At 51.9% G+C, this 22,503-nt stretch carries 18 protein-coding genes and 1 pseudogene; 14 read left to right on the plus strand and 5 right to left on the minus strand.

The annotated features are described in order from the left end of the window. Window positions 1–156 precede the first annotated feature (156 nt). The 3 genes from E3U44_RS04370 to trfA (E3U44_RS04380) all read left to right on the plus strand — a co-directional run bounded on the left by E3U44_RS04370 (window position 157) and on the right by trfA (E3U44_RS04380) (window position 1,691). On the plus strand, window positions 157–498 hold the full coding sequence (locus tag E3U44_RS04370) for a DUF5681 domain-containing protein (RefSeq protein ID WP_134356841.1): 342 nt from the start codon (window positions 157–159) through the stop codon (window positions 496–498). 112 nt (window positions 499–610) lie between these two features. Continuing rightward, complete coding sequence (locus tag E3U44_RS04375; protein ID WP_134356842.1) at window positions 611–937, plus strand: hypothetical protein; 327 nt, start codon at window positions 611–613, stop codon at window positions 935–937. Between the two features lie 451 nt (window positions 938–1,388). After that, a complete protein-coding gene (trfA, locus tag E3U44_RS04380; RefSeq protein WP_134356843.1) occupies window positions 1,389–1,691 on the plus strand; it encodes a plasmid replication initiator TrfA in 303 nt (100 codons plus the stop codon). Between the two features lie 76 nt (window positions 1,692–1,767). Here the strand turns inward: trfA (E3U44_RS04380) and E3U44_RS04385 are convergent, their stop codons facing one another. Next, window positions 1,768–2,661 carry a hypothetical protein gene (locus tag E3U44_RS04385; protein WP_134356844.1) on the minus strand — a complete coding sequence of 298 codons (894 nt, stop codon included), beginning with the start codon at window positions 2,659–2,661 and terminating at the stop codon, window positions 1,768–1,770. 1,162 nt (window positions 2,662–3,823) lie between these two features. Between E3U44_RS04385 and E3U44_RS04390 the strand changes: the two genes are divergently transcribed. From E3U44_RS04390 to E3U44_RS04430, 10 genes are all read left to right on the plus strand, one after another. Continuing rightward, a complete protein-coding gene (locus E3U44_RS04390; protein ID WP_134356845.1) occupies window positions 3,824–6,922 on the plus strand; it encodes an anti-phage-associated DUF499 domain-containing protein in 3,099 nt (1,032 codons plus the stop codon). Continuing rightward, a complete protein-coding gene (locus tag E3U44_RS04395) occupies window positions 6,919–7,557 on the plus strand; it encodes an anti-phage-associated DUF3780 domain-containing protein (protein ID WP_134356846.1) in 639 nt (212 codons plus the stop codon). The genes E3U44_RS04390 and E3U44_RS04395 overlap by 4 nt, the downstream gene beginning before the upstream one ends. Before the next feature lie 19 nt (window positions 7,558–7,576). Beyond that, entirely contained in the window at window positions 7,577–10,612 is a 3,036-nt protein-coding gene (locus E3U44_RS04400; protein ID WP_134356847.1) for an anti-phage-associated DUF1156 domain-containing protein, read from the plus strand. Then, window positions 10,609–13,341, plus strand: coding sequence for a phospholipase D-like domain-containing anti-phage protein (locus E3U44_RS04405; RefSeq protein WP_134356848.1), 2,733 nt, complete (start codon window positions 10,609–10,611; stop codon window positions 13,339–13,341). The genes E3U44_RS04400 and E3U44_RS04405 overlap by 4 nt, the downstream gene beginning before the upstream one ends. A 276-nt stretch (window positions 13,342–13,617) precedes the next feature. Next, on the plus strand, window positions 13,618–13,749 hold the full coding sequence (locus E3U44_RS20265; RefSeq protein WP_276321956.1) for a hypothetical protein: 132 nt from the start codon (window positions 13,618–13,620) through the stop codon (window positions 13,747–13,749). Continuing rightward, window positions 13,746–14,204: a hypothetical protein gene (locus tag E3U44_RS04410; RefSeq protein WP_134356849.1), complete on the plus strand. Its 459-nt coding sequence runs from the start codon at window positions 13,746–13,748 to the stop codon at window positions 14,202–14,204. The genes E3U44_RS20265 and E3U44_RS04410 overlap by 4 nt, the downstream gene beginning before the upstream one ends. 73 nt (window positions 14,205–14,277) lie before the next feature. After that, the gene (locus E3U44_RS04415) at window positions 14,278–14,679 is read left to right on the plus strand and encodes a hypothetical protein (RefSeq protein WP_134356850.1); all 402 of its coding nucleotides are present in this window, start codon (window positions 14,278–14,280) and stop codon (window positions 14,677–14,679) included. Window positions 14,680–15,345: 666 nt separating this feature from the next. After that, window positions 15,346–15,564: a hypothetical protein gene (locus E3U44_RS04420; RefSeq protein ID WP_166804993.1), complete on the plus strand. Its 219-nt coding sequence runs from the start codon at window positions 15,346–15,348 to the stop codon at window positions 15,562–15,564. A gap of 174 nt (window positions 15,565–15,738) precedes the next feature. Further along, complete coding sequence (locus E3U44_RS04425; protein ID WP_134356852.1) at window positions 15,739–17,601, plus strand: nuclease-related domain-containing DEAD/DEAH box helicase; 1,863 nt, start codon at window positions 15,739–15,741, stop codon at window positions 17,599–17,601. A 98-nt stretch (window positions 17,602–17,699) separates the two neighbouring features. Continuing rightward, window positions 17,700–18,986, plus strand: coding sequence for an nSTAND1 domain-containing NTPase (locus E3U44_RS04430; protein ID WP_134356853.1), 1,287 nt, complete (start codon window positions 17,700–17,702; stop codon window positions 18,984–18,986). A gap of 882 nt (window positions 18,987–19,868) precedes the next feature. Here E3U44_RS04430 and E3U44_RS04435 read toward each other — a convergent pair. From E3U44_RS04435 to trfA (E3U44_RS19840), 4 genes and pseudogenes are all read right to left on the minus strand, one after another. Continuing rightward, window positions 19,869–20,078: a helix-turn-helix domain-containing protein gene (locus E3U44_RS04435; RefSeq protein WP_134356854.1), complete on the minus strand. Its 210-nt coding sequence runs from the start codon at window positions 20,076–20,078 to the stop codon at window positions 19,869–19,871. A gap of 404 nt (window positions 20,079–20,482) precedes the next feature. Beyond that, window positions 20,483–21,208, minus strand: a pseudogene (locus E3U44_RS04440) (IS1 family transposase). Window positions 21,209–21,334: 126 nt separating this feature from the next. Beyond that, window positions 21,335–21,514: a hypothetical protein gene (locus E3U44_RS19835; RefSeq protein ID WP_240761856.1), complete on the minus strand. Its 180-nt coding sequence runs from the start codon at window positions 21,512–21,514 to the stop codon at window positions 21,335–21,337. Next, window positions 21,465–21,761 (minus strand): plasmid replication initiator TrfA, encoded by a 297-nt coding sequence (gene trfA / locus E3U44_RS19840; RefSeq protein ID WP_240761730.1) that lies wholly within the window; start codon window positions 21,759–21,761, stop codon window positions 21,465–21,467. Before trfA (E3U44_RS19840) ends, E3U44_RS19835 begins: the two co-directional genes overlap by 50 nt. Window positions 21,762–22,260: 499 nt before the next feature. Between trfA (E3U44_RS19840) and E3U44_RS04450 the strand changes: the two genes are divergently transcribed. After that, window positions 22,261–22,485: a DUF433 domain-containing protein gene (locus E3U44_RS04450; RefSeq protein WP_134356855.1), complete on the plus strand. Its 225-nt coding sequence runs from the start codon at window positions 22,261–22,263 to the stop codon at window positions 22,483–22,485. Window positions 22,486–22,503: the final 18 nt, after the last annotated feature.

The following is a 22,503-nucleotide window of genomic DNA, read 5'->3' on the forward strand; positions in this document are numbered from 1 at the left end:
GCCGACTGGGTTTTAAATGTGATAAGGAGAGAGGTCATCCTATGGACAGGTGCAGAAAGTGGGTTGCTAACCAGCGGAGACTCTTACCCGACGATTCCCCCTACTGGGAAATTTAGACTGAAAATACAGGCTATTTCAGCCTGAAGAGGAGGAGAGATGAGAAAACGTCCACCTACCCGAGGAAGTTTTAAGCCTGGTGGGTCAGGGAATCCCAAGGGGAAACCGAAGGGAGCGCGCAATAAACTGGGTGAGGCATTCCTTTGTGATCTTTACGCGGATTGGCAAGAGCACGGCCGAGCGGTGCTATCGACCGTTAGAGAGCAGGACCCCGCGGCCTATCTGCGGATAGTTGCAAGCCTCTTACCCAGGGAGGCGCAGCATCATCACTTCCTGGATGAGTTGCAGGAGCTGAGCACCGAGGAACTGCGCCAGAAGCTTGAGCAGGTGCGCCAGGAGCGGATTAGGCTCGAAGGCAGCGACGAGGAGCCCCGCCATTGAGGGCACTGCCATGCAAGGGAACATGCAAGGGAATTGGAGCGATATCGAGGATATTCCGTGACAACCCGCACCTGGTCGAGGCCTGCCGTGGATTGCCCTTACCCTAAGGGAAGTGCGGGAGGCCTTCACCCCGGAGGATATCGAGGACTGGCGCAATGGTTACCTCCCCCAGGATACATTGGTGGCCTTTGCCCAAGCCCGGGTGCAACGGCGAATGATGGATAAAGGCAAACGCCCGGCTCTCTATACCGAGCCCGCCACCTGCCAGCACTACGGCCCGGTCTGGCGTGGTTCTCTGGTGAGGTGCAAGGGGGTGTCCCTGGTGCTGGAATCGGATTGTCCATCGGCCGATACCGTGCCCCCAGCCGATTCGCTGTGGGGACTGTGCCCATTTTCAACGTATCGACCACCCGCACCTGGGTCATTGCGCCCAGGGTGAACAGGAAGCCGTCTCAGGCTTGTGGGACACCGACCGGTGCTATTGCGAACAATATCTGCCCCGGCCGCAAGCCACGAATAATAGTCATTCGAGCTGGAAAGGGCTGGAAATAAAAAGTGAATTTTCCAAATAATTTAGTACAAAAAACCCTCTTTTAACCTTCGCTTTTGCTCCGATCAATCCTTGCCCATCGGTGCGATAATGCTTGAGTTCATTCCACATCTGTTCATCAGAATTGAGTTCGGACGCTTTCTTGGGCAAGAAGAACACCCAAAGTTGGGTGCAATATCAGCAACGATTCACTGAGTGAAGTGATGATTATCGCCACCAAGGCGAGGGAACTTAGGGGCAAGGCAGTACAATGGGGCCATACCCCTGTTTAACTTTCCTCAAGCCGGTCCCTCCCTATACGCTTAGGAAAACCACCGGCAATAGCAGCCTGGAGAAACCTGTGGAGCGTATCACGAACAAAATCGCTCGGATGGCGCAAGAAGCCAAGACTCGTCGTGCAGCCAAAGCCAAGAAGGAAGCAGAGACGGCTAAAATCATGCCCCTTGCTCCCTTACTGGAGCAAGGGGCAGCGCGGTGTGTTCGCTTGGCGCTCTTCTCGGTGAAGAATAAGAAGCAGGCGAGAACTTACTTGAAAGGGATGCCGATTATGGTCGTGGGGGATGGTCGTATCACTTACTGCGGACAAGAGCTGCGCCAAGATGATGAATTAGGCTATGAGAAACAATACCGAAAAATACCGTGATTATTTATCCGGGAAACCCTTGTCACATCTCACATCAAGTAGAATCGGTGCCGCCAGAAGGAGTAGCGCAGCAAAGCTATTTACTGCCTCGATAAGCCGCAACGCGCCGACAAAGCACTAAAAACTCCCGCGAGGTCAATGCCCCCCGTGCAGTTGAGCACTTTTCGCACTCTGGGCCCCATATTGTGCTCTTAGAGAACTGGCAGCCGCAATAATAACACGTCCCAAGAGGGGTTCGACGCTGCCAGCTGATAGACTCCCCCACAGATCGAGGGGAATACAGTTGCTGGCGATACGATGTGGCAATTAGATAAGACCGATCTTGATAAAATTGCCATACGCCCTTCATTCTGACCAGTCCGTAATCGTCAAGCCGTTTTGCAGCTTCTTGCGGGATAATAAAGCGAAATAACCTCTCAGAGCTATCAGCGACATCAACGCTAAAAAAGGCCGGTGAATTTCCTTGATCCAGTACCGATAGATCAATCTGCTGGGGCTGAGAGTAAAGCGCGTGATTGTCAGCAACGAACCCCTCGACGATGACTTCTGATCCCCCACAGCCAGGTGGTACTAGCTCAGAGCGAGGCTGATAAAATCGGCCATCGAATCCGGCAGTCTCCAATTCCGCATCGATGGCTGAAAGTGCACTTGATCTTTCAGCAACGTGTTCTTCCCAGCAGGCATGGACTTGCCATGGCCAGCCGAGTTTATCAAAAAGAACACAATCCCCGGATCCATTGCTGTGAAAAAAGACTTCCTCGCCACACCACCAACAGCTGGTTGGGTAAGTAACCGATAAATCGGGATCTGCGATAGTCCACTCCCGTGTTTGAGGTGAAGGATCACTACGTTCATAAGGTACACACTCATGAAGCTCGCCGTTCTCGGGATCCCAAGGAAGATAGTTCCCCGCTGGCATCTGAGCCCAACGAATCTTTTCCCCACAGTACTTACAAGTTGACCACCCCATATCGGACATTCCTACTCTGCCGAATTAGAAGTGATAGGAGCAAAAGTGACTATAAGAAATGTAAGTTTGTAATTTTTCATTTCATCAACTCTTAATTTTTAAAATGAAATCCTTAAATTCGCATGCAACGCCAGTACTTTGTTTTCCTGAGGATTAAGATAAGCTGAACTAGAAAATACTGTTAGTAATTTTTTGCAAAAAAATAGAAGGCTATTTGCAATCCTGTTGCAAATAGCTATTCATTAGATATGATGCCCTCATAAACCTTGAGAACGGAAAGAGAAAGTCGATGATTCGGGTGGCTAGCGTCCTTATTGCTGGGGGGACTCGCTGGAGTGGAGTGCTGATGAGCGGGTCTACGGCAAACGGATCAAGAGCAAGAGCTTTCCCAAAGCCATAAGTACGTCTGTTCCGGGTTGTGGTGCCCACCCACCGCATGGATTGGGTCGTAACCCAACAATCCCACTCAGGATTTCACGCAAGCCACACGCCTATTCTGTGGTTTGCGCTGGAAGATTGAGCAGTTACACTACAAGGGAAGTGCTGATTTGATTGGAGAGCACCACCATAAATTCCTGCCTGGCTTTATCTACTTTTCTTGTCCACGACAGTCTGTTTGATCATCATCACGGCATATAGTATTGATGAGAGCCGACTCCAGATGAGGATAGTCAGCACTCAGGCTTAGGCGAGCTGCCCGGATTGTGGACGTGCAGTACTCACATCCATAGTCATTTACTTCTCTCCTCTTATTCCTCGACATAAGTTTAGGTCCTCTGTACCGCTGATCTAGTACTGCAACCGGAGCTCGCTCAGCGCCAGGATGGCTATAAGGAATCCATGTTCCGCGGTATCAGCCCCATCTTCCTCCAGCGCTGCATAAGTGGTTGATTTTGCTAGAGCGATTACATGGGTACCAATACACTAACTTATTGATTTTACTAGATACTACGGGGAAGATGGGTCAGCCATCACCGGTTACTAATCGCCAATGAGATCGGCTACACGCCGTCTTAGCAACTCCTGTTTGGACGCTACGCCGTGAGCCTATGCTTCGACGATGAGCCGGGGGTTTGTTATTTCTCAGGGAGCAAGCGGTCCTGCCGATAACGAAAGCACGTCACGTATTTCTACTAAGAAAGGGGTTTATAAAGGAAATCTCATGCTAAAAACTGTCCGCGACGCCTGCCAGCTTCATACCATGGCGCTCGATTACACGATGACCGACGCCATTGAGAACCTTGCCGATCTTATCAGCGATGAGGGAGATGGCGCCGCCTTTTTCGAGAAGAACTATATCACCCATGGTATGGAAGAACTTTTTCGGGAAGGGCTGCTGCGGTTAGGAGGCAAGTCAGACCAAGCGGTCTTTGAACTCGCTCAGGCCATGGGAGGTGGTAAGACCCACTTGATGATCGCCCTCGGGCTTCTGGCCAAGCATCCGGCGCGGCGCCAGGAAATTGTGCCGAAGCTGGCTGCGCGTGCCGGGTTCGAGCGGGCACGCCTTGCTGCTTTCAACGGCCGCAACAGCCCCGATTATTACCTCTGGGGCGAGATTGCCGAGCAGCTGGGGAACCGTGATGCGCTTAGGAAATTTTGGATCAATGGCCCCAAAGCGGTAGCCGAATCTGATTGGAAGTCGCTCATCGGTGATGATCCTACATTGATCATGCTTGATGAATTGCCACCTTACCTGCATATGGCCAACACTGTTCCGGTGGGGGGCGGTACGTTGGCAGATGTGACCACCTATTCGCTCGCCACCTTGTTCACTGCCGCCATGCAGCTTCCACGCTGCTGCATAGTGATCGCTAACCTTTCTGGAAGCTACCATGGGCAAACTCAGCAGATCACAAAGCTAGTCGCCAACCTCCAGAACGAAGCGCGGCGGCAGTCCAAAGTGATTACCCCAGTCCAATTGGCGGGCAACGAGGTCTACGCGATCCTCAAAAAGCGCTTGTTTGCAAGTCTCCCGCCCGAGGAGGATATTGATGAGATTGCCGAAGCCTATGCCGAGCGCATCAAGGCGGCCGAAGATGGGGGTTATCTGACGGCCCGCAGCCTGGAGCAGGTTGCCGATGAAGTGCGCGCCACCTATCCCTTTCACCCCTCCTTTAAGCATCTAGTAGCATTGTTTAAGGAGAACGAAGGATTTCGGCAGACCCGAGGATTAATGCAATTTACGGCCCGGTTACTGAAATCCGTCTGGGAACGACCGCAGAATGATGTCTTTCTCATCGGCACTCAGCATCTTAATCTCAACCTTGATTCGGTACGGGACGAGATTACCCGGATTAACGGAGAGCTATCGCCAGCTATCACCAAAGATGTCGCCGACAGCGGCAGTGCCCACGCCGAAGAGATCGATGCGACTCTCAACAGTGATGCCGGTACCCAGATGGCTAATCTCCTGCTCTCCGCGTCCCTCTCCCGGGCCGTCAAAGGTCACGTCGGATTGAGTCGGGAGGAAGCTATCGAGTATCTGGTGGCCCCTAACCGTAGGCCGGATGAGTTCGAAAAGGCGCTGGAAAGCCTCAAAAATAAAGCGTGGTATTTGCATCGCGAAGGCGAGCTATTTTACTTCAAGGAGACCGAGAATCTCACCAAGCGGATCGAGAAGGATGCTAGCCGTCTGCCAGCCCCCAAGGTAGCGCAGGTACTCACCCAACAACTTGCCACACTTCTCCAGCCGCGCAGCCGCTTGGCTTATCAGGAAGTTTTGGTATTGCCGCCCCTGGATAAGGTTAACTTGGGAAGTCATCGCGTATTGCTAGTAGTCGAACCGGACGGCTCCGTACCTCCGGAGACCATCAAGAAATTTTACGATTCCATTACCGAGAAGAACCACCTGCTGGTGCTCTCTGGCAACGACAGCTATCTGGCCGGCGAAGTGGAACAGCGGCTCCGGGAATTCTACGCTATAGAGCGCATTTGCAAGGACAAGGACCTAAAACCCGGGGACACGCTGTTTGAAGAAGCGCAGGAAAAGCATGAGGAACTCCAAGGGCGCTTTCTAAAAGCGCTCTCGCATGCCTACAACCGACTCTTTTATCCCGGTCCCGAGGGGCTGGAAACGGTCATTATCGAAAATGGATTGTCCTTTGGCGAGGGTGAACATTCCGCCGAGCACCAGATTGAGAAGCTCCTTGCCAGCAGCCGTTGCGATGAGAAGCTTGCAGCGCACCTGCGCGAGGCACCGCTGTCCTACTGGGCTATGGCCGAGAACGACCTTTGGCCCATGGGGGAACGGCGCACCCCCTGGCGGGATGTGTTGCTGCGCGCCAAAACTAATCCTGCTTGGCCCTGGATGCCTGGCTTTAAGGGGCTCGATACCCTGAAGTCCCTGGCGCTGGAACAAGGCCGCTGGCGCGAAGGGGCAGACGGCTATCTCGAGAAAGGCCCCTTCCCTAAGGAAAAAACCTCTGTAAACATCACGGTGCAGAGTACGGATCGGGACACGGGCGAGGTGACCTTGACCCTTACACCTCGCCATGCCGGGCCGAGTCCCCGCGTTCACTATAGCACGCAGGTCAATGTCTCCGTGGAGAATCCTTCTGTTCAGGATTTGGATAACTTTCGCACCCGGGAAGCCACGCTGTACTTCCTGGCGGTGGATCCCTCCGGTGAACACCAAACCGGCGAACCCGTGCGTTGGAGCAATCGGCTGGTTATTCGGCATCAGATTCGTGCCACCGCTGAGGGTCGTAAGGTGGAACTGAAAGTCGTCCCGACCGGCACCCTCCGCTTTACTCTCAATGGGATTAACCCCAAAGAAGGGCAGCTTTACGAGGGACTTTTCGCGGTGCCCCCGGAAGGGGCGATATTACAAGTCTATGCGCACGCCGGTGAAGCTGAAACCCAGGAAACCATTCGGCTTCCAGCGTTGGGCAGTGACCAGCCGCAGATCGATGAGGCTAAGCCGGCGAGTTTGAACTCCAGTCAGCGGCTCAATCTTGACACCACTGAAAAGACTTTCAAGCTCATCCAGGCATTCCGCGAGGATGACACCACGCAGTTCAAGGGTGTGCAGGCCATTATCGGTGAGAACGAAGAGGCCGTGACCCTAAGGTTTAACGCACGCCCAGTTACTGCGGCGGTCATCGAACAGGCAGTTCGTGCCTTACGCCAGGCCATCGGCGATGAGCAAGCGCCGGTGCAGATCACCATCCGCGAGGGTGGACACTTTCGCAACGGTTACGAACTGAAACGCTTCGCGGAACTTTGCCAGCTAAAGCTAAGCCCGGAGGTGGTGATCCAATGAACGCAACAGCCCAAAAGATGCAGACCATGACCCACAAGCCCCGAAGCAAGGCAGACAGCCGCTATGCCCACCGGACACGAGGGTTCGGGGTCCCGGCCACCCTGGATCCTCATCATTATCAAGTGCATATTCCCCGTGGCGCAAAGCAGCCAGTACTCATCCGTGAGAATCTGGGCATGCAGGCCGAGCGGGAGGACAAAGCGGTGATTGACCGCGTCTGTCTGGAACGTTACCGCTGGCGCGCCATTGCCAATGAGGTCAAGCGCGCCTTCAATCAGCGCCTTAAACAGCAGAAACTCGCAGCCGGCCAGTGGAAAGTAGGTGAGAATCCGGTCGACCGGTTGCTCGGCAAAGAACTATGCGTGCTGGCATGGGCTATCGAAGACGTGAATCCTGACCAGATCGGGCTCGCCATACGCAACTGGCTAGCGCTCCGGCCTGAAGAACGTTGGTGGCTGTTCGGTATGACCGCGATGGCCACGGGAGGTCTCCAGGACCGGGGCAAGGGCTGGCGCCAGGCCCTGCGCTATGCGCTCGCTGATCTTCCCCAGGCGACCCTGCTTCAACCCTGTACACCGCAGCCCGAGGACAAGGGCGCCGACTCGGGCTCCATTACCCCCGATCTGTTTGACTGAATTTCGGAGAAGAAAAGAAATGGTGGCCACTCCGCACGCGATATCTCTTGAATCCTTCATTCTGAAAAACACACCAGCACTCATTGAGCGGGTTTTCCCGGCACAGAAGATTTCCGCTGAAGCCCAGAAAGAAAGAAAAGCGGGCTCGGGGCAAACCCTGACCGCCCTGGGCTCCTATTGGAAAGGCCGCAAACCGCTCATCCTGGTGCGGGCCCTTATTCTGGGCTCGCTACTCCCCGCTACGGACGATCCCGAAGCCGATTTGGAGATCTTTGAAAAGTTAATGGCCATTGATGAGGCGGCCTTCGGACGACGGGAGCCGAAATTGACGGCGGCGCAGGTAGCGGAAAGAATTGCTTTGGTAAATCCGTGGGATTATTTTGATTACACTCTCAAGGGCACAAAAGTTGATCCAACGGCCATTAAGGCTCTGGAATTCCCCTGCCGGCTTAAGGATTATCCCGGCCTCTCCGTGCGTTGGAAGCGGGAGATTGCATGGGCGGATAAACAGAAACTGCTAGCGGTAGCCCTCAAAGGATTATCCTATCCGGAGAAGGTCGCGCTCTGTAAACGGCCGGAGGAGTGTGACCCGAAAACCCTCTACGGCCCCATCTGGGAGGCGGTAAACCAACACCTGGGCCGTTTCGGCATTGAAGTTTACTCCCATGAGGAGTTGGTGGCACAGCTCGGTATGCTCCGCTTTGGGCAGCAACCCCGCGTCGGGGATACCTTCTGTGGCGGGGGCTCCATTCCTTTCGAAGCCGCGCGCTTGGGCTGCGATGTCTATGCCTCAGATCTTAACCCGATTGCCTGCATGCTCACTTGGGGGGCGCTCAATATTATTGGAGCTTCACCTGAGGAGCACGCTGAGATCACGCAGGTACAGCAAACGGTTGCCGAGTCCGTGGACCAGGAAATCATGGAATTAGGCATTGAACATAATGAGCGCGGCGACCGCGCTAAAGCCTACCTTTACTGTCTGGAGACCCGCTGCCCACAAACTGGCTGGAAAGTACCCCTGGCGCCGAGTTGGGTGATCTCTAAAACCCGAAATGTTTACGCCAAGTTAGTGCCAAACCACGCCAAGAAGCGTTTCGACATTGAGGTGGTGTCCAATGCGAGCATGGTGGAGATGGAGGCTGCGGCAAGAGGTACGGTACAAGATGGATGTCTGAGCTATGAGCTGGGTGGCAAAATCTACTGCACTCCCATCAAGACTTTGCGGGGCGATTACCGGGATGAAAATGGCGTCAATCGCAATCGTTTGCGACAGTGGGAGAAGCACGATTTCATGCCACGCCCAGACGACACCTTCCAAGAGCGCCTCTACTGCATTCAGTGGATCACCAAGGAAACCCTTAGTAAATCCCGGCAGGAGACTTATTTCGCTTCTGTTACCCCGGAAGACTTAGCGCGCGAGCGAAAAGTAGCGCATATCGTGGCAAAAAATTTGGCCCGCTGGCAGGAGGAAGGAGTAGTGCCGGATATGGCTATTGAACCCGGTGATAAGACGGATGAGCCGATTCGCACGCGTGGCTGGAGCTATTGGCATCAGTTGTTTTTCCCACGCCAGATCCTTACCAGCGCTCTACTTAACAAACAAGCGTCCCGCCTACCAGAAGGGTTGGCGAGAGCCGCTTGTGTAGCTCTTTTTAGCAAGACGCTGGATTATAACTCGAAGCTAGTTCAATGGGCGCCAAGCCATGAAACAGTGAATAATAGTTTTGGTAATCAGGCACTAAATACTATCTATAACCCACCTGTGAGAGCTTTGCATTACCAATTGGGATCAGCTCGTATGGATAAGATCCCAACTTCAAAAGCTATCTATCGCTCAGTGAATATAGTTTCTAATCATCCTGCTGGTAATATCGATAAACAATCATCTCTTTGGATTACAGACCCGCCTTATGCCGATGCCATCCACTACCACGAGATCACCGAGTTCTTCATTGCGTGGCTGCGCAAAAACCCACCGGCGCCGTTTAACAACTGGATCTGGGACTCCCGACGGGCATTAGCCACTCAAGGCTCCGGCGATAACTTTCGGCGCGATATGGTGGCAGCTTACCAAGCCATGGCCGACCACATGCCTGACAACGGCTTCCAATGCGTCATGTTTACCCATCAGGACACCGGTGTGTGGTCCGATATGGCCTCTATCTTCTGGGCGGCAGGCCTACAGGTGATCGGCGCTTGGTACATTGCCACCGAAACCAGCTCGGAACTGAAAAAGGGCGGTTACGTCCAGGGCACCGTGATCCTAATCCTGAGGAAACGGTCTGCTGGCCAGCAGGCGGGTTTCAAACCGCGCCTTCTGCCGCAGGTGCGCAAGGAAGTCGGCACTCAAATTCAGGAAATGATGCATCTCAATCGGCGGACGGAGGAGCACATGGGCGCGCCGGTGTTCAATGACTCCGATCTTCAGATGGCGGGCTACGCGGCGGCGCTGAAAGTTCTTACTGGATATACGGAAATCGACGGCGAGGATATGACGCGCCTGGCGTTACGTCCCCGGCAGAAAGGGGAAAAAACGGTGGTCGACGCTATCGTCCAGCAGGCGGCGGAAACCGCCAATAGTCTGCTTGTCCCCGAGGGCCTGCCCCCGGAAACGTGGGAGGCGATTGGCGGCATCCAGCGCTTTTATCTGCGCATGCTAGACATGGAAACCACGGGGGCATCGAAGCTCGACAATTATCAGAACTTTGCTAAAGCCTTTCGGGTGGAAAACTATCAGGCAGTGATGGCCAGCCAAAAGCCTAATGCGGCTCAGCTGAAAGGGGCGAAAGACTTTAAGCCCCGGGAGCTGGCCGGGACCGAGATTGGCGAGACCTTGCTCGGGCAGGTGCTGGTAGGGGTCCAAGAGCTGCTTCAGGAAAAGGACCCGCCGGTGGTCATGGGTAACCTCCGTGATGCCCTTTCGGATTATTTTCAGCAGCGTAAGCACCTCCAGGCCATAGCCCAATTTATCCATGACAAACTTGCAAAGCGACGTCCTGAGGAAGCCCGAGCGGCCGAAATCATTGCCAGTCGGGTACAGACCGAGCGCCTATGACGATCCGGCGCTTCTCTTCCCGGACCGAGCGGCTTGACCGCAGCTTTCTGGCCGAACACCTCAAGGGCGCGCGCGCCTACCGGCGCATTGCCGGCTACTTCACCAGTTCCCTGTTTGAGGTGGCGGGGGAGTGGCTGAGCGATATTCCCGAGATCCGTATCGTTTGCAATGCGGATCTCTCCCCTGAGGATTTGCAGGTGGCAAAGATTCGAGAAACTCGCCTGCTTGGACGCTGGAATGAGCAGGCAATCGAAGCCGACGCCCTACTCAACCGTGACCGCTACCGCCAGCTCCATGCCTTTCTAACTACCCGTGGCCCAGCCATTCGGGTAGCACCGAATACGGTATGTGGATTTCTCCATGGTAAAGCCGGGGTCATTGAGCGGGCCGATGGCCGCAAGGTGGGGTTTATCGGCTCCCTCAACGAGACCCGCCAGGGTTGGCAGGCGCACTATGAAATCCTTTGGGAAGACGATTCACCGGAGGGTATTGCTTGGATCGAGGCTGAGTTTGAGCATCTCTGGCAAGCAGCAAAACCCCTGCCGGAGGCCGTCACTCAAGAGGTGGGACGGCGGGCCTGTCGGATTGAGATTCCCCTAGACGAGACAGTAGCGCCGGAAGAGGTCGCGCCGGCCGCTCTAGCCGAATCGCCCCTGTACCGTGAGGGACTCTCGCTTCAGCCTTGGCAACAGGGATTTATTGTAGAGTGCTTGAATCATTATCGTGAGTACCAAGCAGTCCGTCTTCTGTTGGCGGATGAGGTGGGACTAGGTAAAACGCTCTCCTTGGGAACGGCTGCCGTCGCGCTGTGCTTACTGGCCGAGAAGGAGCGCAGGCGGCAAAAGCCAGTGGTGATTTTTGCCCCGGCCACACTCATTGAGCAGTGGCAGACCGAAATGGTGGATAAACTTGGCGTGCGTTGTGGCCGCTGGGATTCCCTGGGCAAGGTCTGGCTAGATCCGGAGGCCCGGCCAGTGTCTCCCAAGGGGGCAGAACAGATTGGACGCTGCCCCTTTCGAATCGGCATCCTCTCTACGGGCCTTTTGATTCAACCCACCCAGGAGCGCGAATTCCTCGGCAATCTTACTTTTGAACTCCTGGTGCTTGATGAAGCCCATAAGGCTCGAACCCGGCAGGGGCTGGGTAAGAATGCCGGCGCGCCGAATGAACTGCTGAAGTTTATGCGTAGCGCTGCCGGCCGGGCCCGGCATGTGTTGCTCGGGACCGCCACGCCGATCCAAACCCGTGCAGAGGACCTGTGGGATCTCATGGGTATTCTCCACCAAGGGGAAGGCCGATTTGTACTGGGCGAGGACCTGGGCCTATGGCATCGCCCGGATCGGGTGATCCCGTTACTCACCGGTCGGGAACGGGTGACTGATGAAGAACTGGGCTGGGCGCTCCTGCGTTCACCGCTACCGCCTGTCTCTTCCTCCGAAGAAGGAGCGTTTCGCCGCCTTATTCATACTATCCGCCTGGAACTGGCAATTTCGCCTCACCGCTATGGAGCCCACGTGCCGGTAGTCCATCTGCCAAGGGATGTGCGCGAAGACTTGGAGGATGTCCTGCACCGGGAGGTGGAGGGAGCCTTTTTTTTCCAACGGCATAATCCTATTGTGCGGCATACGGTTTTGCGCAAGCGCCGTACACTGGAAGCAAAGGCGCTTTTACCGCGGATTGGGGTCAACGTCCACCCCGATCGGCGCCTGAGCCGCGATCTCTCAAGCTTTTCGGCCTTATTCGCAGGCAAGGCCCTGCGCACCGATGAAGCTTTTGACACCGCCTACGAAGCGGCCGAGGCTTTCTCAAGGCGCTTAGGGCAGCAGGGCCAGGGGAAGGGCTTTATGAGAAATCTCTTACGCCAGCGCATCTGCTCTAGTTGTGCGGCGGGGTTGGCCACCGCTGAGCGGATGCTGGCCGGATATGCTGAGCACGAAATCCAAGAAGAACGAGAAGACGATCTGGCAGTTCAGACTGAGGCCGAGCGCAGCGAACTCCAAGCGCTCGTGGAGCCACTTTATCATCTGGTCGAAGATCCTAAGTTTAAAGCCATCCGACACTATTTAATTGTCGAAGGCTGGATAGATTACGGCTGCATCATCTTTAGTCAGTATTACGACACTGCGGCCTGGGTGGCCAAGAAGCTGGCGGATCTCTTCCCGCAGGCGCGAATCGGGCTCTATGCCGGTGCAGACAAAAGCGGGCTCTACTACGGCGAGGAGGTCGTCAAAATAGAGCGTGAAGCTCTCAAACGCCTGGTAGCAGAGCGAGAAGTGCGTCTGATGGTGGCGACGGATGCCGCCTGTGAAGGCTTAAATCTCCAAACGCTTGGCACGCTGATCAACGTGGATTTGCCATGGAATCCCACCCGGCTGGAACAGCGCATCGGGCGCATCAAGCGGTGGGGGCAAATCCGGGAGAGCGTTGACATGCTGAATCTGGTCTACCAGGGGACTGTGGATGAGACGATTTATGAACGGCTCTCGGAGCGCATGCGCGACCGCTATGATCTCTTAGGCGCGCTACCTGACACCATCAAAGACGAATGGATTGAGGACATCGAGCAGTTAGGGGAGGAAATGGACCGCTACATCGAGGCTCGTTGGCAGGCTACCGGTTTCGACATTCGTTACAACGCTACTCTGGAGCCTGGTGAGGATAGCTGGCGCAGTTGCGCGAAAGTCTTTGCTCGCCGAGATTTGGATAACCTCATGCGGCAGGGGTGGTAAACGAAGTGCTTACTCTAGTTCTGGAAATACTTTAGGTGGTATCCAATTCAAAGCGGGACTGGAAGTACCTTTTCGTCATTACCGGCTGCTGATAAGAAAGAAGCAACAACCAGGAAAACACAACCGATAAAGACAGTTCAGGCGGAAGAAGAGCCTTTAATATCCAAAGTGCGGAAGCTCTATGAGATTGCTCACTCCGAAACTCCGCCAACGCTGGAAGAAATTTTGGAATTGCACCAAATCTTGGTCAGGTAGTTGTAGAGGTAGCAGGCTTGCATGAGTCTTTTGAACCAAAAAATTGCTAACAATCGCCTTCATTCGGACAGCAAAAAGCGCCGTTCTTTCGTTGCTCTGCTTTTTGTCGCCGGTGATTTGCTGCGTTATGTGGTTTGTAGGAGCATCGAATGACAGAAGGATTTTTTGATCTTTCAACGCCGGAGGATCTGTTTGGGAAATTAAAGCATGATTTCGATGAACTTAAATCTAACCCCAGTAACTCGTGGAAGGCCTATGATTTCTTCGTCACAGCTACGCATATCGCGGACTGGATATATGAAGGGAATAGAAGAAAGACAAGAGAATTCCGTGGTACTCACCTGATTCTGAAAGTTTGCGATCACCTTGCATGCAGTGGAAAACATTTCAGATTAGATAACCCTGCTCACAGATCTGTAGAGAAGGCAGAGCGTGAATATTATGTAGAACCGGGTTATGTTGAGTCGGGGTACTACGAAGAGCCGCTAGTTGTGACTTTTAATGAGGCGGAAAAAACAGAATTCGGAATCAAATCAGAAAATGTGGTTAGTCTCGCAAGCAGGGTTATGGAATTTTGGGAAAACTACTTCAATGATAACGCCACATAACAATCCCATCGAGCACTGATGGCCTCCTTCGTCGGCTGTGCCTCATGGGTGTCGTTAGGCAAAGGGAGTTTGAATGGGAATAGCAGATGAGTTCGCAAAATTTGATGCAAAACTTAAGAACGTTAATTGGTCAGTTTCAGCCGAAAATACCAGTGGCGAGTTAGTTGTTAGCCTTTGGAAGCATTTCTTTGAGAAGCCTGAAGGCGGAAAAATAAAATATGTCGATGCTGTTTCTCGCTGGTCGGGGTACGGAAATAAGGAGTTTAGAGAACGTATCGTCAAAGCCTATGAAACTGACCAAGTAGTGCGCGTAGTTATTGCCCGCACCAGTAATGAAGATGTGGTGCGACGAGGAGAAGACGCTAGCCAGCTAAAAAACTCCTTCGGTGCAAAATTAGATTGGATTGGCAGCATCACAAACTGGGATGGCGAGAATTTTACTATTGAGTTTCAACGTGAGCCGCAAAATGCATAATGGGGTAACCGGGGCTGCTAACCCCTAACCCCTAATCCCCACACCACCGCGGCATGTGGGTCCGCACCGGGCGGCTCACGAAGCTGTCTGGGTCTACAGGCAGTATTTACGGAGCGGATCTCTGCTATAGGGGGGTAGCGCAGGAGGCTAGAGCGATCCCCCGGGGCTTGTGGTCGTTTCCAGAGGCCCAGCGGGTGCTTCCCTGGGAATGGCTTCGGAACTAGCGTATACGGTTCAAAAAAGCCACCATAGCTTGCGGGCCCGGGCCTGGCAGATGCTGATTAGTGGGGCTCGCTTTAGGCTATATATTCTGATTCCTTTTTGATAGAGGGGCGAAAGGGGCGAATTAAATTAGGCGAAAATCCTTGGGGCACAAGGCTTTCCGCAGGGTGAATATCGGGCGAACGGGGGTGAATTTTAGTGGCTTTCGTAGCGTCTCCTGCCGAATAGGGTGCAGATAGGGTTGGTTTCGACCTCACCGATAGCGTTTTAGCCCTCCCCATCTTGCACCTGTCATCGAAGCGCTGAAAACCACTCCGGAGGAATGGCAAGCGCTCACGTCATTAAAGTTGCTTGGGAACGTGACGAAAGAAGGCTATATGCAGTTTTTGATTACCTTGAGAAATGTCATGTCCACCACGCAACTTTCCATTTAGTACCCTTGAGATGGCTAGACTATTCCGCGATGAATGCATCGGCGTCATCACCGGGCAGACCCGCGCCTTTTACAACTTTTTGGGCAAATTCGGCGTGCTGGAGCACAAGGCGAACATCGTTGCCAATCTACCGGCTCAGTACGGCAAGAATGCCCCCAAGCCGGACATCGGTACGGTCTACCCCCAGGAAAACATTGCCACCAAACACGCCTTAAATTCCTACTGCTAAGTGGTTGAAAAATTGAACTGATGTGCGTATTTACCAAACCAATATGGACTATCAGAATGGGTAATTACTTGATATTAAGATTAAAAATAAGCATTAGCCAGTAACCGGTTGCGTGTGATAAGGCGCAGCTTCGTCAGGCTATTTCATGTTAGGCCCATCAAGGAGACGCATCGCTTGCCTAGATTCATATCACCTCCTCTAAATCAATTTGATAAGTTACGTCAACCACTTACTGATGGCGAGCGCATTGTATTTGAGCTTTTCAATGCTCATTTACCCATTGAATGGGAAATTTACATCCAACCTCATTTAAATGGCTTGCGTCCTGATTTCGTTCTTTTGCATCCAAAAGTAGGGGTCGCGGTTTTTGAAGTAAAAGATTGGGATTTGCGGGCAATGAAATACGAAGTTAAAGAACGCACTGGAAAATCACCAGTGCTGATAGCTGAAAAGGATGGTAAGCATTTTTCATTACAGAATGAAAACCCAATCGAAAAGGTATATCGATATAAACAAGAGATCCACGAACTCTACTGCCCGAGAATTGACGGTAAAGCTGGGTTTGCTGCTATCACAGCTGGAGTTATATTTCCCTTTGCAGCAGATGGCTCAATAAAGAATTTATTTTCTAATAGTTTGCGTTACCGAGGAATGGATCAATGGCCACAATACAATCCAGTGACAGGCGCGGATTCTGTCCAATCTAGAAATATACTTGCTGTGTTTCCTGAATGTGTCAGAAAACATTCAAAATTCATGAGCAACGATCTCGCAAAAGACCTAAGAAATTGGTTGGTTGAGCCTGATTTTGCTGCAACGCAGAGACAACCACTTGAGCTTGACAGGATACAACTTTCATTTGTTAAAACAAGGACGAAATCAGGTTATCGCCGAATCAAGGGACCTGCTGGATCAGGCAAGTCACTAATATTGGCCGCAAGGGCGGCTGAATTACTCGGTGAAGGAAAGAATGTATTGGTTGTTACATTTAACATTACACTGCTTCATTATCTCATGGATATTGCGGTTCGTTGGCCGCAATCAAGAGGTAAAACACGAAAAGATATTACATGGCTCAATTTTCATTTTTGGTGCAAGAGAGTATGTCAAGAAAATGATTGTGAGGAAGAATATAAAAATCTTTGGTCAGAAGACAAGAATAAACATAAAGTTTTAAGTGTTGACCTACCCGATCTTGTTGCATCAATTCTAGATGACCCGCATTGCACTGCTAATAGCTATGATGCTGTCTTAGTTGACGAAGGGCAGGATTTTATGCCCCCCTGGTGGAACGTTTTAAGAAAGGTTTGTAAGAAAGACGGGGAAATGCTCCTGGTTGCAGATGCAACTCAGGACATCTATGGCACGGCCAACTCATGGACAGATGAAGCCATGATCGGGGCGGGGTTTCCGGGTGGCAGATGGGCAGAGCTTAAAATCAGTTACCGATTACCGACACTAGCTCTTGAATATTGCCGAAAATTTGCAGAACAGTTTTTACCTAAAGAAACTGTAGATTTGCCTGTCTCAGAGCAAAGCGAATTGAATCTTTACCCATGCACCCTAAAATGGGTACATACAAAAATGGAACTTGTAGCGCAGGTATGTAGAGAGGAGTTATTTGCACTAGCAGTTGATGCAGAGCCAGATTTAGTATCTATTCCTGATATAACATTTTTGTCAGATACCCATAAACGCGGTATAGGTGTGATTTGTGAATTAGGAGCTAAGGGTGTCAAATCATGTCACACATTTTCCGAAGATACCCGCGAGTCTAGAAGAAAGAAAATGGGGTTTTATATGGGGGATGCACGCATCAAGGCAACAACCCTTCATAGTTTTAAGGGTTGGGAGTCGAGAGCTATTGTAATTTTTATTGGAAGATCAATAGAAAAGAAATCATTAGCTCTTATTTATACTGGCTTAACTCGTTTGAAACGACATACAGAAGGAAGTTATTTAACGATTATCTCATGTGCGGAAGACTTAATCCCATATGGCAAGGCTTGGCCGAAGTATGTTGAGAAGATGGCCTAACAAAAGCATGCACTCGGACAGCAAAAAGCGCCGCTCCTTCGTCGCACCACTTTTTGCCGCAGGTTATGGAGAACGTTAGGGCTCTGGAGGCTCCATAAATGAAAAACCCGTTTAAGCCTAGCGAGATAATCTCGGACCCTAACGAATTCTTCGGTCGTGCGCACGAGATCAGCGCCCTCGGGCGCCTCCTAAGCCAGGGTTCCGTTGCGATTCAGGGCTCGTTCGGTGTCGGGAAGTCCTCTCTTCTTTCGAGAGTGTTGCTTCATATGGATGGCTTCGACTCGGGCGAAGTATGTGTGTACAAACTTGCCGTAGGTCACGGAGACATCGACGACATTGAAAAGGCCGCGCGGCTCGTCTTAGAAGAACTAGTCAGTTTTGACACGAAGTCTCAGACACTTACATTCGGCATTCCAAAGCTTGCACAGTACTCATCGACAGAGGCGTACGCTCTCTTCCAGGAAGGGCGGCATCTCGCAGCCCTTAATCACATATTGGAAGACAAGGCATTCAGGACAGCTCTTTCGAACGGAGGATACTTCCTTATCGCGATTGACGAGGCGGAGAAATGCGCACCCGCATTGGCCCGGCTTTTTCGACAAGTAATTACAAAGGCTCAGCTAAACGGCATCGGGAACATTCGATTTGTATTTGCTGGCGTCAGTCCCTTTGTGGAAGCCATGATCAAGGAAGATCCGGGAGTAATGCGATTTATTTATGAGACCATTGACCTAAAGCCCTTCTCGATGGAGGAGGCCCGGGAGTTATTGGATGCGAAATTCTCCTTGGTGGTTGAGAGCACAAAAGCGCTGGGTGAGGATGTCAACGTCGACCCGGGAGTCGTAGACCGTATAGTTCAACTTTCAGGAGGACATCCTCACCTCCTACAACTGCTTGGGTCGCATGTAATCGAGCACGAACACGCAAACCCTGATGGCCTCCTTGATAACTCAGACCTTGTAGGATCGTTGCAGAAGATCTGCTATCAACAACGGGCTCCTGTATACGACGCACTGATTCATGACATGCGCGCGGAAGCCAGATACGATGCCTACCTTGAGCTTCTGGGCCTTCTCGGTGGGAATTTTCCGGGTCAAATAGATGTTGGCAAAGCTCTGGAGGAAATCGACAAGGAAGATGTCGACTGGTTCCTATCGCGAAACATCTTAATGGTGACTTCTGAGCATTCCTACGAGATTGTGGATGAGTTGCTGAGAGTGAGAGTGATAATGGACATGTACGAAGACTATGATACGCTGGAGGCGGAGCTGATTTCACACGGCGAACTCATTGAGGAGGGTAACGTCTTTGACCAGATCTGGGGATCGGCTTTACGGTCAACTCGATTATTTGCGTTTGAATATCGAGAAGACGAAGGAGCATAGCCTTGAGCAAGTCTTCAACCGTGCGAACTCAGACCTACACTGGAGTCTGTTCTACGTGTCGGTCGCGTCTGCGGTTGGTCTGGCCTATCGGCCAGCCGCCTCAAGGGAGAGGGTGTTCTTGTCGATAATATCACCTGCCAAACCGCTCTAGAGCTTTCGTTGCCTCCTTCGTCAGTTCCGAGGTATTTTCGAGATGCTTCTATGAGTTTGAAGCGTAGACTGTATGAAGAAGGGATTAAGATTATTCGTACCTTGGATAAAACCTGAGACCGTGCGGTCAGTGGCCGGTGCAAAGCCTGGGTGTAGCCGGAGGCGATGAAAGGATGGAATGCTATGAGCCGGGCTACGCATTCTCCAGCAGGAAACCTCAGAGGGTTCTATCCTTCAACGAAGGTTTTTAGGAGAGTGAAATTAATTCATGTTTTTTTGGCTGTGCAGCGGTGCAGGTGGAGTGGATTTCAGGCCTCCACGTGTTATTACGGATCAGCCCATTTTAGTTTCTCCGGCGCTCGACGAGGACAAGCCAGTAGGGTGAGGGAGCTTGTCGAGCAGAGGATGGGGGTTAAAGCACAGTTTTAAGATTCTAACCTGGAAAGTGGCAGCAAACTTTCACAAGGCAAAGAATACGTACAGCGTTTTCTCCTTACCTATCCAGTCCCGAATCCGAGCTGAGAGAAGCCCCTGGCTGAAAATCTTGAGCGGAATCACGGCCCCTCGGGAGGATTGGTATGCTGTGAGCTTTAGGGGCTCCCTAGGTGCAATAGAGGTTAGGGTTGAAAGTCCCGATGGACTGCGGGGTCTTGGGACTTCTTAGGGGAGGGGATTAAGGGAGTTAGGCAACCGGCTGAGAAGGTAAGATGCCTCCTGGCTTTCCTGGTGAGCTCAGGGGAGTGATTCCAGCTTATCTAAGTAAATCCACCGCATCCCCCGGTAGGTTTTCCAGTGCGGCGGTGAGATCCAATTCAAAACGGTGCGCCGGGAAACGCCGAGGATCTCGGCAATGTGGTCGACATCGTGGTTCAGGCGGGAATCCGGGCGAGTATCCAGCCCACGCTCTTCCATCATTTCGATTAAGCGCTGGTTGGGGGTCATGAGCCTTGTTCTCGGCGATTTCAACAATCAAGTGATTATACTCTTCTCCAGAGGGACACCGGCTTATTGTGGGGGCAACTATGGGGGCAACTAAAGAAAGTTAAATGTTAGTTTATTTTTTTTATCAATAACTTATATTCATAATTTGGTAGCACCCATAGCCACCATATGAATATCCTTTTGAAACAGATAATTAGAGTAAATTTTCACACCACAAGAAATCTGCTTGTATTTGTTTTAAGGTGGTTACAAGTCCATAGCAAGTCCACTGCAATGGAAAAATCACTAATGTGATCCAGATTTTGAGGCTAGGTATAGTAGGTAATAACACCATACCTTACTTAGGCTTCATTTTCAGAGAGAAGGCCTACTATTTTTAGGTAGTGCTCAAAAAGTAATGCTGCTCAGAATTGTCGTATGACTTCTTGGTGGTAATGACAAATAAAGAATTTGATTGCCCCGATAGGGTTGGCCAGTTTTTTCGAAAATGAAAGGGTTTGACGAACCAAGCGCGAGACGCGCTGGCGCAAGGTGCAGTTAAACCGTTCAATGGCATTAGTTTGCCCCGAGCCCTTGGAACACACTTGATGCTGCGCTGGGGGAATAATGCCCCGATAGGCCTCCCAGCCGTCAGTGGAAAAAGTGGCGTATTTGCGATAGCTTGCCGGAAGGCGTAGTCACAGCCCGCGGGCACTGTCCCGTGAGCGGTCACCGACATAGAAGGCCAACACTTGGCGTGAGCAGGGGTCGAGCGCCAGCCAGAGCCATTGCTTATTCGCTTTACAATCGACAAAGCTCCACAATTCATCAGCTTGGACTTCCAGACAAAGCAGTTCAATAACCCGATCGGGTGAGACCGATTGAACACCCAGATCATCAGGCAAGTGCGCGTATAGCTCATTGATAAACTGCAGCAACCACGTCAAGCTCACCTCCAGTACCCGACAAATACCTCGCAACGACAGCCGCTCTAGCAGCAATTTTTTGACCAAGGTGCGCGTGGTCTCGTCAATTCGATGGGCGTCAGCCACAAACTGTCGACCACACACCAGACAGGCGTAATTTTGTTTACCGTAGTGGGTGCGACCGTTTTTCTTAATATGCGATAATCCGCAACGTGGGCAACGCAAGTTGTTCATCAGAGCGACTCCTTGTTAAAGAAAGTTTGGTCGCTTCCTATGACAACGGAGTCGCTCTGTTTTCACAAATTCAAAGCATTACTTTTTGAGCACCACCAAGTTTTGGTAGCTCAAAGGTCATGTTTTCTTCTCTGCTCTCACCACATAGACGAGATTGCCTTCTATTCGCCAGTCGCTCAGAAAGCCCACTGCCTTGAGTTCGTTAAGCGCCCCCTTAAGATTGGCTTTGAAAGTCTTCAAGAGACCGTCACCGCTGCCGGACCCTTTCCATAGGGTCTCCACCTTCATCTTCATCATCTTGGCGCAGCTCTTGCCCGCGGTAAGTGATACGGCCATCCCCCACGACCACAATCGGCACGCCTTCCAAGTAAGCTCTCGCCTGTTTCTTGTTCTTCACCGAAAAGAGCGCCGAGCGAACCCTCTCATTAGGGACACCACGTTGCCCTTTGCCCCAACAAGGGAGTAAGGGGATGATTTTAGCCGTTTCTGCTTCCTTCTTGGCTTCTTTCGCCATCCGAGCGATTTTGTTCGTGATATGCTCCACAGCTTTCTCCAGGCTGCTATTACCGGTGGTTTTCCTAAGCGTACAGGGAGGACCGGTTTGAGGAAAGCTAAGCAGGGGACATACGTCCTTCTTATTGAACCGTCTTGCCTCTAACTTCCCTTGCCTTGTTGGACGGTGGTAAAAGGAAAGGAACGCCAGGCATGGCCCTGTTTCTTCAGTATGTGGGTCTTCTCACCTGGAAGGTGGAACTGCGCCAACTGGCCTCACCATGGATTATCTCCATGACTAACCCGAGTCTCGTGGTTCTCCTATATTATATTTGGTTCAGGATTGTCTCCCATGGGATGACTCTTTTGCTACGGTGCAGTTCATCCTGGCGCTTAAATAGGCCAAGCAGCGCGGGAGAGTTGAATAATTTCCTATGGTCTTGTTGTTTAATGTGACTTGATCAGCGGGCATTAGCCTTATAAGGCTCAAGGGTTCAAAAGGTAGAACGGATTCCTTAAGAACTGAAACATTTAAGAAACTGAGGTGCAAGATGGATCATCTCAATCGAATTATGGTAAATCCTGAAGTTTGTGGAGGGCGTCCCTGTATTCGCGGGCTTCGCATTCGGGTCAAGGACATTCTTGCTTTGTTGGCTGCCGGTGCTTCCCGGGAGGAGATTCTAGCCGACTACCCGTACCTGGAAGACGAGGACATTACAGCTGCTTTGGAGTATGCGGCTCGCCAGGCAGATCATCCGGTACTGTGGGTGGCTTGAGGGTGCGCTTCCTAGTGG

It is taken from the genome of Nitrosococcus wardiae (genome assembly GCF_004421105.1).
GTDB classification, from domain to species: Bacteria; Pseudomonadota; Gammaproteobacteria; order Nitrosococcales; family Nitrosococcaceae; genus Nitrosococcus; species Nitrosococcus wardiae.

Coding starts and splice junctions, on each gene's coding strand:
- E3U44_RS04430 (WP_134356853.1), top strand. CDS start 17,700: ATGAAAAACCCGTTTAAGCCTAGCGAGATAATCTCGGACCCTAACGAA.
- E3U44_RS04415 (WP_134356850.1), top strand. CDS start 14,278: ATGGGAATAGCAGATGAGTTCGCAAAATTTGATGCAAAACTTAAGAAC.
- E3U44_RS19835 (WP_240761856.1), bottom strand. CDS start 21,514: ATGATGAAGATGAAGGTGGAGACCCTATGGAAAGGGTCCGGCAGCGGT.
- E3U44_RS04420 (WP_166804993.1), top strand. CDS start 15,346: ATGGCTAGACTATTCCGCGATGAATGCATCGGCGTCATCACCGGGCAG.
- E3U44_RS04390 (WP_134356845.1), top strand. CDS start 3,824: ATGCTAAAAACTGTCCGCGACGCCTGCCAGCTTCATACCATGGCGCTC.
- E3U44_RS04400 (WP_134356847.1), top strand. CDS start 7,577: ATGGTGGCCACTCCGCACGCGATATCTCTTGAATCCTTCATTCTGAAA.
- E3U44_RS04450 (WP_134356855.1), top strand. CDS start 22,261: ATGGATCATCTCAATCGAATTATGGTAAATCCTGAAGTTTGTGGAGGG.
- E3U44_RS04405 (WP_134356848.1), top strand. CDS start 10,609: ATGACGATCCGGCGCTTCTCTTCCCGGACCGAGCGGCTTGACCGCAGC.
- E3U44_RS04370 (WP_134356841.1), top strand. CDS start 157: ATGAGAAAACGTCCACCTACCCGAGGAAGTTTTAAGCCTGGTGGGTCA.
- E3U44_RS04435 (WP_134356854.1), bottom strand. CDS start 20,078: ATGACCCCCAACCAGCGCTTAATCGAAATGATGGAAGAGCGTGGGCTG.
- E3U44_RS20265 (WP_276321956.1), top strand. CDS start 13,618: ATGAGTCTTTTGAACCAAAAAATTGCTAACAATCGCCTTCATTCGGAC.
- E3U44_RS04410 (WP_134356849.1), top strand. CDS start 13,746: ATGACAGAAGGATTTTTTGATCTTTCAACGCCGGAGGATCTGTTTGGG.
- E3U44_RS04385 (WP_134356844.1), bottom strand. CDS start 2,661: ATGGGGTGGTCAACTTGTAAGTACTGTGGGGAAAAGATTCGTTGGGCT.
- E3U44_RS04395 (WP_134356846.1), top strand. CDS start 6,919: ATGAACGCAACAGCCCAAAAGATGCAGACCATGACCCACAAGCCCCGA.